Here is a 14,925-nt window from a genome sequence, read left to right on the forward strand (position 1 = left end):
GTCCCTACACCGGCGAGGTACACGCCGCTCCCGCCCGCGCCTCGATGAAGTCGACGACCTCCGCGATGCCGGTGCCGGCGAGGCAGTCGGTCAGCGCGACCGGGCCCTCCCCGCGCACCGCCCGCGCGTCCCGTTCCATGACCGCCAGGTCGGTGCGGACGTACGGGGCGATGTCGATCTTGTTGATGACCAGCAGGTCGGAGTCGGTGGTGCCGGGGCCGCGCTTGCGCGGCATCTTCTCGCCCTCCGCGGTGTCCAGGACGAAGATGTACACGTCGGCCAGCGCCGGGCTGAAGGTGAGCGTGAGGTTGTCGCCGCCGCTCTCGAACAGCAGGAGGTCGATCTCGGGGAAGCGGTCGAGCAGTTCGGCCGCCGCCGCCAGGTTCATGGTCGGGTCGTCGCGGACGGCGGTGTGCGGGCACGCGCCCGTCTCGACCCCCACGATCCTCTCGGGGTCGAGCGTCCCGGCCAGGGTCCGGCGCACGTGCTCGGCGTCCTCCTGGGTGTAGATGTCATTGGTGATCACACCGACCTGGTGGCCCAGCGTCTGCAACCGCGGCACCAGCGCCTCGACCAGCGCCGTCTTGCCGCTTCCGACCGGGCCGCCGATGCCCACCTTGAAGACCTTCTCCAGTTCCATCCCGCCTCCTTCGTGTCAACGGATCAGGTGACGAACAGCCGGGCCGCCGCCCGCTCGTGCGCGGCCGAGACGACGTCGGCGACGGGCACCGAGCCGTGCAGCTCCCGCGGATGGCGGGCGGCGAGCGCCGCCCGCGCGACCCGTGCGAGGTCCGGGCGGATCTCGCACAGCAGCCGCTGGGCGCGGCGGAAGTCGGTGCGGGCCAGCCGCACCGCCGCCGCCGTCCAGCTCGCGGCGAAGGCGTACAGGTCGGCGGCGACCGCGTGCGCCGCGGACACCCCGAGCCCCGCGTAGAGCGCGCCCACCACGACCGCGTGGTTGCCCGGCGCGGTCCTGTCCGCCACCAGCTCCGCCAGCCGGGCGCCCTCGGGCACCGGGAAGGCGAAGGCCGCCGTGTCCAGGAGCTGCCGGCCGGTCCGGGTCGAGGCGCCCCGCTGCTCGCGGTTGAGCTTGATCGCGTGCAGCCGCCGGTCGACGCGGACCAGCCCGTCCCAGTCGGCCTCGCTGGCCGCGCGGTGCGCCAGTGCCAGGGCGGCCGCGTCCGCGGGGCCCACCGCGTTGTACAGCAGGTCGGTCAGCAGCTCGCGCAGGTTCTCCGGCCCGGTGATCTGGAGCTGGACGTACCCCTCCAGGCCGTGCGACAAGGTGTACATCCCGCTCGGGAAGCCGGAGTCGGTGAGCTGGAGCTGGGCCAGCAGCGGATCCAGGTCGGCGGTGCCGGCGGGCATGCTCATGCCAGGAAGAACAGCCGGTTCAGCGGCAGCTTCGTGGCCGGTTCGATGTGCGCGGGCTCCCCGTCCACGGTGACCTTGTAGGTCTCCGGATCGACCTTGATCTCGGCGAGCGTCGAGTTGCGGAGCATGTGGCGCTTGTCGACGGTCCGGCACTGGCGCACCGGCCGGATCAGCCGCTTCAGGCCGAGCCGCTCGGGCACGCCCGCCTCGATCGCGCCGCCGGACATGAAGGTCGCGCAGGTGCTCGACAGCGCCCGGCCGAAGGCCCCGTACATGGGCCGGAAGTAGACCGGCTGCGGGGTCGGCAGGGACGCGTTCGGGTCGCCCATCTGCGCCCAGCCGATCAAGCCGCCCTTGATGACCATGGAGGGCTTGGCGCCGAAGGCGTTGATCGGCCACAGCACGACGTCGGCGAGCTTGCCGTCCTCCAGCGAGCCGATCGTGTCCGCCATTCCGGAGACGCGGGCCGGGTTGATGGTCAGCTTGGCCAGGTAGCGCAGCACCCGGAAGTTGTCGTTGCGGGACGAGTCCTCGGGCAGCGCGCCCCTCTTGTCCTTGTTGTGGTGGGCCACCTGGAAGGCGCGGGTGAACGACTCGCCCACCCGGCCCATCGCCTGGGAGTCCGAACCGATGATGCTGATGACACCGAGGTCGTGCAGTACCGTCTCGGCCGAGATGGTCTCGGCGCGGACCCGGCTGTCGGCGAACGCCACGTCCTCGGGCACGTCGTAGCTGAGGTGGTGGCACACCATCGTCATGTCCAGCAGTTCGTCCACCGAGTTGGCGGTGTAGGGCAGCGTCGGGTTCGTGGAGGCCGGGAGCACGTTGGGCTCGCCGGTCACCCGCAGGATGTCGGGGGCGTGCCCGCCGCCCGCGCCCTCGGAGTGGTAGGTGTGGATCGCGCGGCCGTTGATCGCGTTGAGGGTGTCCTCGACGAAGCCGGCCTCGTTCAGGGTGTCGGTGTGGATGTTGATCTGGATGTCCAGCTCGTCGGCCACCGACAGCGCGCAGTCGATGACGGCCGGGGTGGCGCCCCAGTCCTCGTGCACCTTCAGCCCGGCGGCGCCGGCGAGGATCTGCTCCTCCAGCGGGCCCGGCAGGCTGCTGTTCCCCTTGCCGTAGACGGCGATGTTGATCGGGATGTCCTCGTAGGCCTGCAGGATGCGGGAGATGTTCCACGGGCCGGGGGTGGTGGTGCAGCCGCGGCTGCCGTCCGCCGGGCCGGTGCCGCCGCCGACCAGGGTGGTGATCCCGTTGCTCAGCGCGTGCTGGGCCTGCTGGGGGGCGATGAAGTGGACGTGGGTGTCGATCGCCCCGGGCGTGGCGATGAGGTTCTCACCGGAGATCACCTCGGTGCTCGCGCTGATGATCAGCCGCCGGTCGACGCCGTTCTGGGTGTGCGGGTTGCCCGACTTGCCGACGCCGGCGATCCTCCCGTCCTTGATGCCGATGTCGCCCTTGACGATGCCCAGCACCGGGTCGAGGATCAGCGCGTTCGTGATCACCACGTCCAGGGCGACCGACACGCCCGACGCGGGGTCGGCCGACATGCCGTCGCGGGCGGTCTTGCCGCCCCCGTACTGGGTCTCGTCTCCGTAGTGCCCCTCGGTGTGGTCCTTCTCCACCTCGACGACGAGGTTGGTGTCCCCGAGGCGGACCCGGTCGCCCACCGTCGGGCCGTACATGGTGGCGTACTGCTGACGGCTCATCGTGGTCATGGCGGCTCAGCCCTTCTTTCCGGAACGCGCGGACCTCGTCCTCTTGGACGACTTCTTCGGCGGCTCGACCGGTTCGTCGAGATAGCCGCGCTTGTGCATCCGCCGCAGCGCCGTGCGGTGCGCCTCATCGGACCGGACGCTGCCGTTGAGCAGGCCGCCGAACCCCACCAGCCGCAGCCCGCCGCCGTACTCGACCAGGGTCACTTCCTTGGTGTCCCCGGGCTCGAAACGGACCGCGGTTCCCGACGGGATGTCCAGGCGCTTTCCGAACGCCTTGTCGCGTTCGAACTTCAGCGCCCGGTTGCTCTCGAAGAAGTGGAAGTGCGAGCCGATCTGTACGGCGCGGTCACCCGTGTTCTGCACCAGGATGGTCTCCCTGGGCTGACCGGCGTTCAGTTCGATGTCGCCCTCGCCGTACATGTAAATGTCATCCGACATGAGATGCCGCCCCTTTCATGTCCGCCATCACCCGACGTGGAATTTCCTGGGGATCACCGTGATCCTGTTCGTGCCCGTGGCCGTGCCCGTGGCCGTGCCCGTGCCCGTGCCCGTGGCCGTGGCCGTGGCCGTGGGTGGCGGGTGCCAGTCCGTCGTCGCCGTCCCGGCTCCACCGGCGTTCCGCTTCGGCCACCCGTTCGCGGATCAGCGCGCCGAGCGAGGCCGGCCCCAGAAGCGGGCCCGCGGTCCGGGCGTCGGCCCGCTGGGGCGCCGGAACGAAGGAGGCGGGGACCAGGACGACCTCCTCCGCCCCCAGCCGCCGGCAGCGCTCGACGCCCTCGTCCACGTCCGGCTCACCGCCCGACAGCGCCACCTCCACCCAGCGGACGGGCGTGTACTGCCACACCAGCCGCGCCACCCTGAACAGGTCGGCGTCCGGCTCGGGCCCGGCGGCGGGCGCCACCAGCAGGACCGCCCGCTCCCCCGGTCCGTCGCGCAGCATCCGGGACACCGCGCCCCTGATCCAGCCGACCAGGTGCTCGGCCGTACCCAGCGGCCCGGCCAGCAGCAGGTCCCCCGGCGCCCGGTCCCGGGCCGCCCACCTCAGGGTCTGCGCGGCGACGACCGGCAGGTCGGGGTCGCGCCCGAACGTCATCGGCACCGCCACGAGCCGGTCCCGCGGCCGCGTCGCCGACTGCAGGTCCCGGCCCGGAGCACGGACGTCCGCGTCCCGGGACCCGAGCAGGTGCGGAAGGCACCGGCCCTGCCGGCTCTCATGCCCGCCGACCAGGACGACCCGCCGGCCGCCGGACACTATCTGCCGCCGACCGGGTCGTGGCAGGAGACCAGCTTGGTGCCGTCGTCGAAGGCGGCCTCGATCTGGATCAGGGTCAGCATCGCGCGCACGCCGGGCAGCACGTCGTCGGACCCGACGACCTGCTTGCCGAGCTCCATGCACTCGGCGACGGTCCTGCCGTCCCGGGCCGCCTCCACGATCGCCGAGCTGATCAGCGCCACCGTCTCTGCGTAGTTGAGCTTCAGGCCCCTGTCCCGGCGCTGCTGCGCCATCTGGGCGGCGGTGAAGAGGACCAGCTTGTCCATCTCCCGCGGGGTGAGGTTCATCGGTTCTCCTTCTCGCGCCCGGTCGCCACCGACGGTCAGCCAGCGCGTTCGATCTTGTTGAGCATCGGGACGGCGGCGAGGAACACCCAGGTCACCAGCACGAAAGGCCAGGTGAGGGTGTGGCCTCCGACCACCTCGAACAGGGTGCCGATCCCGGCCGTGACGCCCGCAGCCGCCACCGTGCCGATCACGGCGTAGACGGCGCTCACCGAGGTGACCGCGACGAAGGTGCCGAACAGCGCGAGCCCGGTCAGCACGGAGTTGTAGCCGTACAGGCCGGCCCCGAGGTCCGCGGCCTGCGCACCCAGCGCCCAGCCGGTGAGCAGGCCGATCAGGCTGGAGGCCAGGGCCACCAGCCCGGTCGCCCACCCGGCGACGACCAGGCCGGCCAGGAAGATCAAACCCACGTACCACTTGTCCTGGAAGAACACCTGGCCGACGCCGTTGAACGTGCCCTTCCAGAAGTAGGCCCAGCTCATCGCCGTGCCGGGAGCGGTCGCGGACGGCGGGGCCGAGCCCGCGTGCTCCGCCCACACCCGGCCGAAGGACGGCCCGCCGATCACCATGACCGAGGTGATCACGCAGAAGGGCGCGGTGAACGTGGGCAGGTCGTACGGGGTGAGGACCACCCTCAGCGCCGAGGTGAGCACGCTGCCGGCGATCGCGCCGCCGACGACGAGCAGGGCCGTCATCCACCGGGCGTCCAGATAGAGCACCAGGCTGACGCCGATCAGCGTGCCGCAGAAGCCCTCCAGTCCGAGCGAGACCCGGTCCCGCCAGGAGACGCCGAGCAGGTAGGCGGTGAGGGTGGCGACCACCGTCCCCAGCAGTCCGAAGACGCCGAACTGCCAGCCGCCCACGAACAAGGCCGCGAGAAAGATCAGGCCGGTCCAGTGGTTCGGCTGGAAGTCGACCTGGGCGATGCCTTTCGGAATGGTGAGCAGATGGTCGAGGCCCCGACGCCGCTGCGAATCCTCCGCGGGTTCCGGCGGATCGGACGGCGCGGGTGCCGAGGGCAAGTGCGGACTCCTTAAAGCCATGCGGGCAGTCGCGGATGCGGATCTCGTACGCCTGGCCTGATTCCCGCTGACTCGATCAACTAGCTCAAGAGAGTTCACGCTTTGCGTCAATGACGGCGCGGACGCGCGACCGGACCCGGCGCTCGCGTCCCGCGGCGCCGGCAGGGGCCGGCGATCCCTGGTGCCCTGATTCAGGGGGCGCGGCGCAGGGCGATGAGGGCGACGTCGTCCTCGCGGTGCCCGAACTCGGCGAGGATGCGGTCGCTGTAGGCCTCCAGGTCGTCGTCCACGTCCATGGCGAGGGTCCGGAGGCGTTCGAGGTTGGTGGTCAGGGGGACCGCGCGGTCCTCGATCAGGCCGTCGGTGATGAGGACGACGGTGCCGCCGGGCGGGATGCTCGTCTCCTCGAGGCCGAGCCGCTCGGCGGGGAAGCCGAGCAGCAGGCCGCCCCTGGAGCCGTACTCGGCCCGGCCCGCGGCGATGTGCAGGGGCGGGATGTGGCCCGCGTTGGCGACCCGGAGCCGTCCCGTCCGCGGGTCCAGGGACATCAGGCACATCGTGGCGGTCTGGTCGTCGTGGTAGCGCTGCATCACGCGGTTGAGCAGTCTGATGATGGTGGCGATGTCGTGGCCCTCCGCGGCGAAGGCGCGCATCGCGTGCCGCAGTTCCGCCATGACGGTGGCCGCGTGCAGGGAGTGCCCCTGTACGTCGCCGATGGCCACCAGGACGTCCTCGCCGCGGTCGACGACCTCGTAGAAGTCGCCGCCCACCTCGGCCTGGTCGCTGGCCGGCTCGTAGCGGACGCTGAACTCCCAGCCGGGCATGGCGGGGTGGACGGCGGGAAGCAGGCTGCGCTGGAGCGTCAGCGAGATCAGGTGCTCCTCGGTGTAGGAGCGCAGCGCCTCCATCGCCAGGGCGACCGCCTGCCCCAGCTGCCGCAGGAGCTGGGTTCCGTCCTCGTCGGACGCGCCGCGGGCCTCGATCGCCACGCCGATCGCCGGCCGGCCGCGCTTGACCCGAGAGGTCGCCAGGAGAACGTCGCCCTTGGAGGCGCTGTCGGGCAGCAGGTCCCGCCACCGCGCCTCCGGCACGGCGACGATGCGGGTCCCGGTGTCCTCGCCGAGGCCGGTCATCGCGACGAGCCGCGCGGGCACCTCGGGCGGGCAGGGCCGGTTCCACGGCTCGTTGCCCATGTGGACGGTCCTCCTCGCCTGGCCGTCCGGGGGGACGACGAACACCGCCGCCGGCACCGAGAAGATGTCGAGGGCGCCGCGCGCCGCCACCGCCGCGAGCCCGTCGAACGTCTGGGCGGCGTTGATGGCCAGCGAGGTGCGGGTGAAGGCCGCCATCTGCTCGGCGATCCGCTCGGCACGGCGCCGGGCCCGGTAGTAGCGCAGGACCGCCTCGACGGTGGCGATGAACTCGCCCGGGTCGATGGGGTCGGTCATGTAGGCGTCGGCGCCGCGCCGCAGCCCGTGGGTGCGGTCGGTGGCCTCGACGGCGGTGGCGGAGATGTGGACGACGGGCAGCGACGCCGTGGCGGGGGCGGCCTTGATCTGCTCGCAGACCTCCATGCCGTTCGCGTCGGGCAGATGGATGTCCAGGACGACCAGGTCGATCTGGTGCTCGGCGAGCCGCTCCCAGCACTGGGCGGCGGTGGCGGCCTCCAGGACGGTGTGCCCGGCGCGGCGCAGCCAGCTGCCGATGATGTAGCGCTTGGTCTCGTTGTCGTCGACGACCAGGGCGGTCACGGCCGCGATCACATCGGTCATGGCAGCCGCGCCGCTCGGCCGGCCCGGGCCCGCGCCACCGCGTCGGCGAGCATCACCGGTGCGAGCTGGGCCTGGTCGAGGACGGCGTCGACGCGCTCCGGCGGCGTCCCGTCCGAGGCGGCCTCGTCCGACGGGGCGATCAGCACGACGGCGGTCCCGGGCGGCGGTCCGCCCGGCCCGCCGACCGCGTCGGCGGCGGAGATGCCGGGACCGAGCAGGATCAGTTCGGGCGGGTCGGAGGAGGCGGCCAGGTCGCGGACGGTCCGCGGATCGCCGGCCTCGCTGACGCGTCCGGCGGTGCCGTCGAGCGCGTCGCACAGCACCCGGCGTGCGGCGGCGTGCTCGTCGGCGACCAGCACGTGCGCGAGGCGGAGTTCGGCCAGGCCGTGGTACGGGGGCAGGCGCAGCGTCACCGTCGTGCCCGTGCCGACCTCGCTCTCCAGCGTCAGCTCGCCGCCGAGGGCGTGGGCGAGGCGGCGGGAGTAGGTCAGCCCGAGCCCCGTTCCCCCCGGCTTGCCGCCCGGCACCTGGTAGAACTCCTCGAAGACGCGCTCCTGCTCGCCGGGCGGGATGCCGATCCCCGTGTCGGCGACGGCGAACTCCAGGTGGTCGGGGGTGCGCCGGGTCGTCAGGCGCACCTCGCCCTCGTCGGTGTACTTGAGCCCGTTGGCCACCAGGTTGCGCAGGATGCGGTTCAGCATCACCTCGTCGGTGACCAGGATGAGGGCCCCCGCCTCGGCCGCGTCCACCCGGAGCCGTACCCCCGTCTGCTCGGCCATGGGCGTCATCAGGTCCCTCAGCTGCCGCAGCATCGAGGACACCTCGACGAACGTGCGGCGCGGCGCGAGCCCGCCCTGTTCGGCCTTGGCCATGTCCAGCAGCTCGTTCACCAGGGAGAGCAGGGTCTCGCTGGCGCCGGCGATCAGCGAGACCTGGTGCCGCTGCTCCTCGGTGAGGGGTTCGGCGGCGGGGTCGAGGAGCAGCCGGGCGAGCCCGATGACACCGTTGACGGGCGTGCGCAGCTCGTGGCTGATGTTGGCCCAGAAGCGGTTCTTGGCATCGCCCGCCTCGCGGAGCTGGTCCGACTTCTCCTCCAGCTCGGCGTACAGCGCCACCACCCCCCGGTTGGTCTCCTCCAGCTCGGTGGACAGCTCCTTGTAGAGGGCCATCACGCCCTGGTTGGTCTCCTCCAGCTCGGTGTTGAGCGCGCGGAGCTCCCCGCTCTGCCGCCGCACGTCCTCCAGCGTCCGCAGCAGCTCGGCGTTCTGGGTCCGCAGTTCCTCCAGGGCGGAGGCGGGCTGGAGGCGCCCCAGCCGCGCACGGAGGTCGGCCAGCGTCGCGCCGGTCACCGTGGCGGCGTCCGCGGGCAGGTCCTTGGCGAGCCTGACGGTCCGCCCCGCCTCGGTCCCCGTCTCCTCGACCAGGTCCATGAGGCGCGCGGCCGCGGTGTCGCCCTCCTTCGGACGGGGGGAGCCCTGCGCGGGCGCGTACTCCATCTCGATCAGCAGCCGCGGCGCCGGCCGCCGGTCGAGGCGGAAGGCCACCGCGACCCCGCCGGAGTGGGCCACCAGCTCCCGGCCGATCTCGCTGAGCGCGGTGGCGACCCGCACCTGGTCCTGGAAGTCGAGCCGGACGGCGGCGGCGACATGGCGCCCGGCCTGGCGGAGGGCGAAGACCCCCTCCTCGTCGGCCACCCGCAGACGCAGCAGTTCCTCCGCCATCGGTTCACCTCCAACCGGCGGTGGTCACGGCGAGGACGCAGCGGTCGTCGTGCCGCACCCCGGCGGACCGCAGCAGATCCGCGGCGATGAGCAGCGGCTCGCGGAAGGGCCCGGGGCGGCCGACGGCGTGCCACTTGTCGGTCAGCCCATCGGAGTGCAGCACCACCACGGCGTCCCGAGGCAGGTCGTAGGCGTGCTCGCGCGGCGTCCTCGTCTTCGCGCCGGCGATGCCCGGCACCGAGATCATGCCGTGCCGGCGGTCGAGGCCGACGATCCATCCGGCGATGTTGCCGAGCCCCGCGAACCGCACCACGCCCGCCGCCGGGTCCACCGCCGCCACCGCGACCGCGCCGCCCCGGGTCGCCCCGAGCCGCTGGTGCACCTGCCGCAGCAGGTCGAGGGGACGCGCCGGCAGCGCCGCCTCGCGAATCGCCATGACGGCCTCCTGGCCGGCCCGCGCCGCCATCGGCCCGTGCCCGAGTCCGTCGCAGACCATGGCGTAGACCGTTCCGCCGTGCAGCCGCGCGGCGTAGGCGTCACCGCACTCCTCTTCACCGTCGATCGGCCGGGTCAGCCCGGCGAAGGGCGGCCCCGGCGGCGGGGGGACCGTCCTGTCGCCGGACGGGGAGAACGCCGCGTACAGGACGGTGCCCACCTCTGGAAGCGAATGCAGGCCGGTGCGGTCGGCGAGCCGCTCGATGGAGCCGAGCCCCAGGCCGAGCGTGCCGGACGTGGAACTGCCGTCCAGGCGGGACGCGCGGACGTCCTTCATGCCGGGGCCGCGGTCCATGCACACGAGCTCCAGCGCGGCCTCCTCCCCCATCCGGACGATCCGGAGGAGGATCTCTCCCTGCACGGCGTGCTTGGCCAGGTTCGTGGCCGCCTCGGTCACCGCGAGCTGGATCTGCCCGAGGCGCTCCCCCGTGAAGCCGAGCCTTCCGGCCAGGCGGGTCGCCTGGCGGCGCGCGCCGGCCGCCGCGCTCGGCTCCTCGACCCGCAGCCACACCGCGTCGCCGTAGGGCGGGCTGGTCATCCATCCGGTTCCGGTCAGCGGATCCACTTGGTCACCGTCACCGTGGTGCCCTTTCCGACCTCGGTCTCCAGCTCGAACTCGTCGGCCAGGCGCCGCGCGCCCGGCAGGCCGAGGCCGAGGCCGCCTCCGCTCGTCCAGCCCTCGGTCAGGGCCTGCGCCACGTCGGGGATGCCGCCGCCCGTGTCGGTGAACACCAGCCGCACGCCGGCGCGTCCCCGCGCGTTGACGACGGACTCCACGCGCGCGGAGCCGCCTCCGCCGTGCACGAAGGTGTTGCGGGCCAGCTCGCTGGCCGCCGTGACGATCTTGGTCTGGTCGACCAGCGACATCCCCGCCGAGGCCGCCGCGGTCCGCACGAGCTGCCGTACCCGGACCACGTCGTCGTTGGAGGCGATGGGGACGACGGGGACGTGCTCGCCCGCCGGAGTCGTCACCGGCCGTCCACGGCGCCGGAACCGACGGCCGGCAGCGGAACGCCGAGCAGCCGCATGCCCTTCTCCAGGTCCAGGGCGGTCCGGACGCCGCCCAGTGACAGGCCCAGCTCGACCAGGGTGATCGCCACCGCGGGCCGCATCCCGACCACGACCGTCTCGGCGTCCATCAGCCGCGACATCGAGGCGATGGTGGCGAACATCCTGCCGATGAAGGAGTCCACGATGTCCACCGCGGTGATGTCGATGATCACGCCGCGGGCGCCCGTCCTGACGATGCGGTCGGCCAGGTCCTCCTGGAGCGCCAGCACGGTCTGGTCCTGGAGGTCGATCTGGATCGACACCAGCAGGACCTGGCCGATCTTCAGAATCGGCACGCGCTCCATCAGGCCCCCGCCCCGCCGACGACCCGGGTGCCGATGCGGTCCAGCGCCCACTCCAGTGCGTCGGCGAGCGAGGCCTTCGTCGGGATGTCGCCGAACTCGATCCCGAGCGCCACGATGGTCTGGGCGATCTGCGGGCGGATGCCGGAGATCACGCAGTCGGTGCCCATCAGCCTGGCCGCCATCACCGTCTTCAGCAGGTGCTGGGCCACCTCGGTGTCCACGGCCGGGACACCGGTGATGTCGATCACAGCGAACTGCGAGCCCGTCTCGACCAGGCGCTCCAGCAGGGTCTCCATCACCACCTGCGTGCGCGCGGAGTCGAGCGTGCCCACCAGCGGGACCCCGAGGATCCCCTCCCACAGCTTCACCACCGGAGTGGAGAGTTCGAGCAGCTGCTCCGTCTGGTCGGCGATGACCTGCTCGCGCGCGGCGGCGTAGGTCTCGAAGGTCAGCAGCCCCAGATCATCGATCTCGGAGGAGAACGCCAGGAACTCGGCGTACGCCGCCACGTCACCGATGGCGCCGACCTGCTCCAGCACCGCCTGCTTGAGCCCGAACACGCTCACCGCGGTCTCGCTGGGGCTGAACCCCTGCCGGGCCCGGCTGCGAGAGATCTCCATCAGCGCGGCCCGGAGCTCCGCGGCCGCCTCGCTCTCCCCGCCGGTCGCTCTCTCGATCAACCCGTACAGCTCGGAGAGTTCTGTCCTCAGCTCACTCTCCGTGATCCGGCCGCGCACCCCCGCGACGACCAGGTCGGCCCACCGGTCAAGAATGACGTCCCGCCGGGAGCGCAACAGCTCTAGAAGCTGCGCCTCGCCTGTTCCCTTGCTCAACTGCCGTGCTCCCTATCACCCGCTGGCCGCCTTCATCACGCAAGGACGCTGCGGAAAGCGTACCGCCCATACCAGAGAGAATCGGACTAAACGCCATGACCATCGGACACCCCGGGGAGTTTTGGCTCGGCCGCGGGCGGGGCTCGGCGGGCGGGCGGGAGACCAATAAGCGACTGACCGGTAACCGGCCCTCCCGGTCACCGACGGTGACCGAGGGTGCATGTCCGCCATCGGCCCCGCCCCGTGCGGGCCGAGAGCGCCACGCTCGACGGGCGGCCGGCCGTCGGCCCGCTCAGAACCGTCGGCGATAGAGGAAAGCCCAACCTACTCGCCAAAGCCTGGATGAAAGTCCATGGTTCAGCAGGTCCGGCCGGTGGTGTGCTGGCCGGCATGGTGACGATGGGACGAACGATGGTGCCCGCCGGAGAAGGCCGGGCGGTGCGGGTGGGCGCCGGGCGGCGGGTGCGGGTCGTGGACGTCGAGGGCGGCCAGGTCGGCGACCTGTTCGCGTTCGCCGCCGGCGATCCGCGCGAGCATCTGAGCGCCGCGCACACCCGCAGCGTGACGAGCCGACTGTTCCCGCAGGTGGGCGAGTCGTTCGTCACCGACAGGCGAAGGCCGATCCTGACCCTGGCCGGCGACACCTCGCCGGGCTCGCACGACATGCTGATCGCCGCGTGCGACCCGGCCCGGTACGCGGGGCTCGGGGCGCCGGGGCACGCCTCGTGCGCGCAGAACCTGGAATCGGCGCTGGCGGAGATGGGGCTGTCGACCGCCGCCGTCCCGCAGCCGGTCAACGTGTTCATGCGGATCCCGGTGGAGGAGTCCGGACGGCTGCGGTGGCTGGCCGCCGAGAGCCGGCCCGGGGACGCGATCACCTTCGAGGCGGCCATGGACTGCGTGGTCGTCGTTTCGGCGTGCCCGCAGGACCTGGCCGGGATCAACGGCGACGGCCCGACCCCGATGGCGATCGACGTCCTGTGAAGCGGACCGGTGTCGATCCGGTCCACCAACGAGAAGGAGAGCGAAGATGACCGTCACAGTCGCCCACCCGGCGCTGGAGCCGGGACGAGTCGGCGGGCTGCACACGTCCAACCGCATGGTGGTGGCGCCGATGACTCGGGTCTCGGCCGCGCCTGACGGCACGGCGACGCCCGAGATGGCCGAGTACTACGCGGACTACGCGCGCGGCGGTTTCGGCCTGGTCATCACAGAGGGGACCTACACCGACTCCGTCTACAGCCAGGGCTACCTCAACCAGCCGGGCCTGGTGTCGGAGCGCCACGTGTCCGCTTGGCGGGAGGCCACGGCCGGTGTGCACGAGGCCGGGGGCTCGATCGTGGCCCAGTTGATGCACGCGGGCGCCATATCGCAGGGGAACCCCTACCGCGACGACACCGCGGGTCCGTCGGCGGTGGTGCCGCAGGGCGTCAAGATGCCCGAGTACGGCGGGCACGGTCCCTGGGCGGCGCCCAGGGAGATGAGCCCGGACGACATCAGGCAGGCCGTGGACGGCTTCGTCGCCGCGGCGGCGAACGCCAGGCGGGCCGGGTTCGACGGAGTGGAGGTCCACGCCGCCAACGGCTACCTGCTGGACCAGTTCCTCACCGACTACACCAACCTGCGCGAGGACTCCTACGGCGGGCCGATCGCGGCCCGGGTGCGCCTGACGGCGGAGGTCGTCGCGGCGATCCGCGCCGACGCGGGGCCGGACTGGTGCGTCGGGGTCCGGGTGTCGCAGACCAAGGTGAACGACTTCCGGTACCGCTGGCCCGGCGGCGCCCACGACGCGGAAGTGATCTTCGCCGCGCTGGCCGAGGCGGGCGCGACCTACCTGCACGTGGCGAGCGAGGGGCGGAACTGGCTCGACTCCGCACGGCTGGACCGGGGGCTCACCGTCACCGGCCTGGCCCGCCGGGTGAGCGGGCTGCCGGTGATCGCCAACGGCGGGATGCACGATGCGGAGCTGTCGGCGCAGGTCCTGGCGGACGGCCACGCCGACCTGGTCTCGGTGGCCCGGGGCGCGCTGGTGAATCCCGACCTGCCGCGCCGCCTCGCCGAGGGCAGGGCGCCCGAGCCCTTCGACCATGCGATGCTGTCGCCGATGGTCACCCTGGACAACGTCCGGCGCTGGCGGCTGGCGGCCGGTGCGGACGCCTGATCCGGCGGCCTTGGGCGAGGGGAGGAGTGACGGGGACATGACCGGAAGCTGGCACGGCGGGGCCGCCGCGGTGGTGGCCCTGGGCTTCGACGTGGACGCCGAGACGCCGATCCTCGCCCAGGGCGGCCGGTACGCCGCGCACGCGAGCACCATGTCCCACCAGACCTACGGGCCGGACGTGGGGTTGCCCCGCATCCTCGGGATGCTGGACGAGATGGAGGTCCCGGCGACGTTCTTCGTGCCGGGCTGGGTGGCCGAGCGGCGTCCGGGCCTGGCCGCCTCCATCGTCGAGCGCGGGCACGAGGTGGCGCACCACTCCTACGCCCACCGTCCGCCCGCGTCGATGTCGCCGGAGGAGGAGCGCGCGGACTTCGAGCGCGCCCTGGAGGTTTTCGCCGGGCAGGGCATCGAGATCACCGGGCACCGGGCGGCGCTGTGGGAGGCGTCCTGGACGACGGCGGAACTGGTGGCCGAGCACGGGCTGCGCTACGACTCGTCCCTGATGGGCGACGACCGGCCCTACCGGGTGCCCGCCGCGGCGGGCGAGATCGTCGAGCTGCCGGTCCACTGGTCGCTGGACGACTGGGAGCAGTACGCCTACCTGCCCGAGCCGCACGTCGGGGCGGTCATCGAGTCGCCGGGCAAGGTGCTGGAGCTGTGGCGCGCCGAACTGGACGGCATGCGGCACTACCGGTGCCTGTTCAACCTCTGCCTGCACCCGTTCCTGTCCGGACGGCCGGGCCGGGCGCTGGCCCTGCGCCGGTTCATCGAGTACGCGCGGGAGTGCGGAGACGTGGCGTTCGCCCGGTGCCGGGACGTGGCGGAGGCGGCGCTGGCCGATCCGGACGTCCGGCCGCGTCCCCATCGCCCGCCCCGGGTGGACCCGGACGTCCACCCGCACTGACGGCACTCGCCGG

General features: G+C 72.5%; 16 protein-coding genes. 3 read left to right on the forward strand and 13 right to left on the reverse strand.

Annotated elements, in window-relative coordinates:
* Positions 1-4: 4 nt before the first annotated feature.
* The 13 genes from ureG to CHC11_RS01630 form a co-directional block, all read right to left on the reverse strand.
* Positions 5-640 carry an urease accessory protein UreG gene (gene ureG / locus CHC11_RS01570; RefSeq protein ID WP_089309741.1) on the reverse strand — a complete coding sequence of 212 codons (636 nt, stop codon included), beginning with the start codon at positions 638-640 and terminating at the stop codon, positions 5-7.
* Between the two features lie 23 nt (positions 641-663).
* Complete coding sequence (locus tag CHC11_RS01575) at positions 664-1,374, reverse strand: urease accessory protein UreF (protein ID WP_245918653.1); 711 nt, start codon at positions 1,372-1,374, stop codon at positions 664-666.
* Entirely contained in the window at positions 1,371-3,092 is a 1,722-nt protein-coding gene (ureC, locus tag CHC11_RS01580) for an urease subunit alpha (RefSeq protein ID WP_089309742.1), read from the reverse strand. The genes CHC11_RS01575 and ureC overlap by 4 nt, the downstream gene beginning before the upstream one ends.
* 6 nt (positions 3,093-3,098) lie before the next feature.
* Entirely contained in the window at positions 3,099-3,530 is a 432-nt protein-coding gene (ureB, locus tag CHC11_RS01585; protein WP_089309743.1) for an urease subunit beta, read from the reverse strand.
* Positions 3,520-4,344 (reverse strand): sirohydrochlorin chelatase, encoded by an 825-nt coding sequence (locus tag CHC11_RS41000; protein WP_089309744.1) that lies wholly within the window; start codon positions 4,342-4,344, stop codon positions 3,520-3,522. The genes ureB and CHC11_RS41000 overlap by 11 nt, the downstream gene beginning before the upstream one ends.
* The gene (locus tag CHC11_RS01595; RefSeq protein ID WP_089309745.1) at positions 4,344-4,652 is read right to left on the reverse strand and encodes an urease subunit gamma; all 309 of its coding nucleotides are present in this window, start codon (positions 4,650-4,652) and stop codon (positions 4,344-4,346) included. Before CHC11_RS01595 ends, CHC11_RS41000 begins: the two co-directional genes overlap by 1 nt.
* Positions 4,653-4,687: 35 nt before the next feature.
* Entirely contained in the window at positions 4,688-5,671 is a 984-nt protein-coding gene (locus CHC11_RS01600; protein ID WP_245918654.1) for an urea transporter, read from the reverse strand.
* Between the two features lie 191 nt (positions 5,672-5,862).
* On the reverse strand, positions 5,863-7,443 hold the full coding sequence (locus CHC11_RS01605; protein WP_089309747.1) for a fused response regulator/phosphatase: 1,581 nt from the start codon (positions 7,441-7,443) through the stop codon (positions 5,863-5,865).
* On the reverse strand, positions 7,440-9,164 hold the full coding sequence (locus CHC11_RS01610; protein ID WP_089309748.1) for a sensor histidine kinase: 1,725 nt from the start codon (positions 9,162-9,164) through the stop codon (positions 7,440-7,442). The genes CHC11_RS01605 and CHC11_RS01610 overlap by 4 nt, the downstream gene beginning before the upstream one ends.
* A 4-nt stretch (positions 9,165-9,168) precedes the next feature.
* The gene (locus tag CHC11_RS01615; RefSeq protein WP_245918655.1) at positions 9,169-10,224 is read right to left on the reverse strand and encodes an ATP-binding SpoIIE family protein phosphatase; all 1,056 of its coding nucleotides are present in this window, start codon (positions 10,222-10,224) and stop codon (positions 9,169-9,171) included.
* The gene (locus CHC11_RS01620; RefSeq protein WP_089309749.1) at positions 10,212-10,631 is read right to left on the reverse strand and encodes an ATP-binding protein; all 420 of its coding nucleotides are present in this window, start codon (positions 10,629-10,631) and stop codon (positions 10,212-10,214) included. The genes CHC11_RS01615 and CHC11_RS01620 overlap by 13 nt, the downstream gene beginning before the upstream one ends.
* A complete protein-coding gene (locus CHC11_RS01625) occupies positions 10,628-11,014 on the reverse strand; it encodes an STAS domain-containing protein (RefSeq protein WP_179278633.1) in 387 nt (128 codons plus the stop codon). Before CHC11_RS01625 ends, CHC11_RS01620 begins: the two co-directional genes overlap by 4 nt.
* Positions 11,014-11,847 (reverse strand): STAS domain-containing protein, encoded by an 834-nt coding sequence (locus tag CHC11_RS01630; protein ID WP_245918656.1) that lies wholly within the window; start codon positions 11,845-11,847, stop codon positions 11,014-11,016. Before CHC11_RS01630 ends, CHC11_RS01625 begins: the two co-directional genes overlap by 1 nt.
* A 399-nt stretch (positions 11,848-12,246) precedes the next feature.
* Here CHC11_RS01630 and CHC11_RS01635 point away from each other — a divergent pair, with 399 nt between their 5' ends.
* The 3 genes from CHC11_RS01635 to CHC11_RS01645 are packed head-to-tail and all read left to right on the forward strand — an operon-like array spanning position 12,247 to position 14,912.
* Positions 12,247-12,831: a DUF1989 domain-containing protein gene (locus CHC11_RS01635; protein WP_089310263.1), complete on the forward strand. Its 585-nt coding sequence runs from the start codon at positions 12,247-12,249 to the stop codon at positions 12,829-12,831.
* A gap of 46 nt (positions 12,832-12,877) precedes the next feature.
* Positions 12,878-14,008 (forward strand): oxidoreductase, encoded by a 1,131-nt coding sequence (locus CHC11_RS01640; protein WP_089309750.1) that lies wholly within the window; start codon positions 12,878-12,880, stop codon positions 14,006-14,008.
* Positions 14,009-14,045: 37 nt separating this feature from the next.
* Positions 14,046-14,912 (forward strand): polysaccharide deacetylase family protein, encoded by an 867-nt coding sequence (locus tag CHC11_RS01645; protein WP_089309751.1) that lies wholly within the window; start codon positions 14,046-14,048, stop codon positions 14,910-14,912.
* Positions 14,913-14,925: the final 13 nt, after the last annotated feature.

Origin of the sequence: Actinomadura mexicana (assembly GCF_900188105.1) — a bacterium.
In the GTDB taxonomy this organism is placed as follows: Bacteria; Actinomycetota; Actinomycetes; order Streptosporangiales; family Streptosporangiaceae; genus Spirillospora; species Spirillospora mexicana.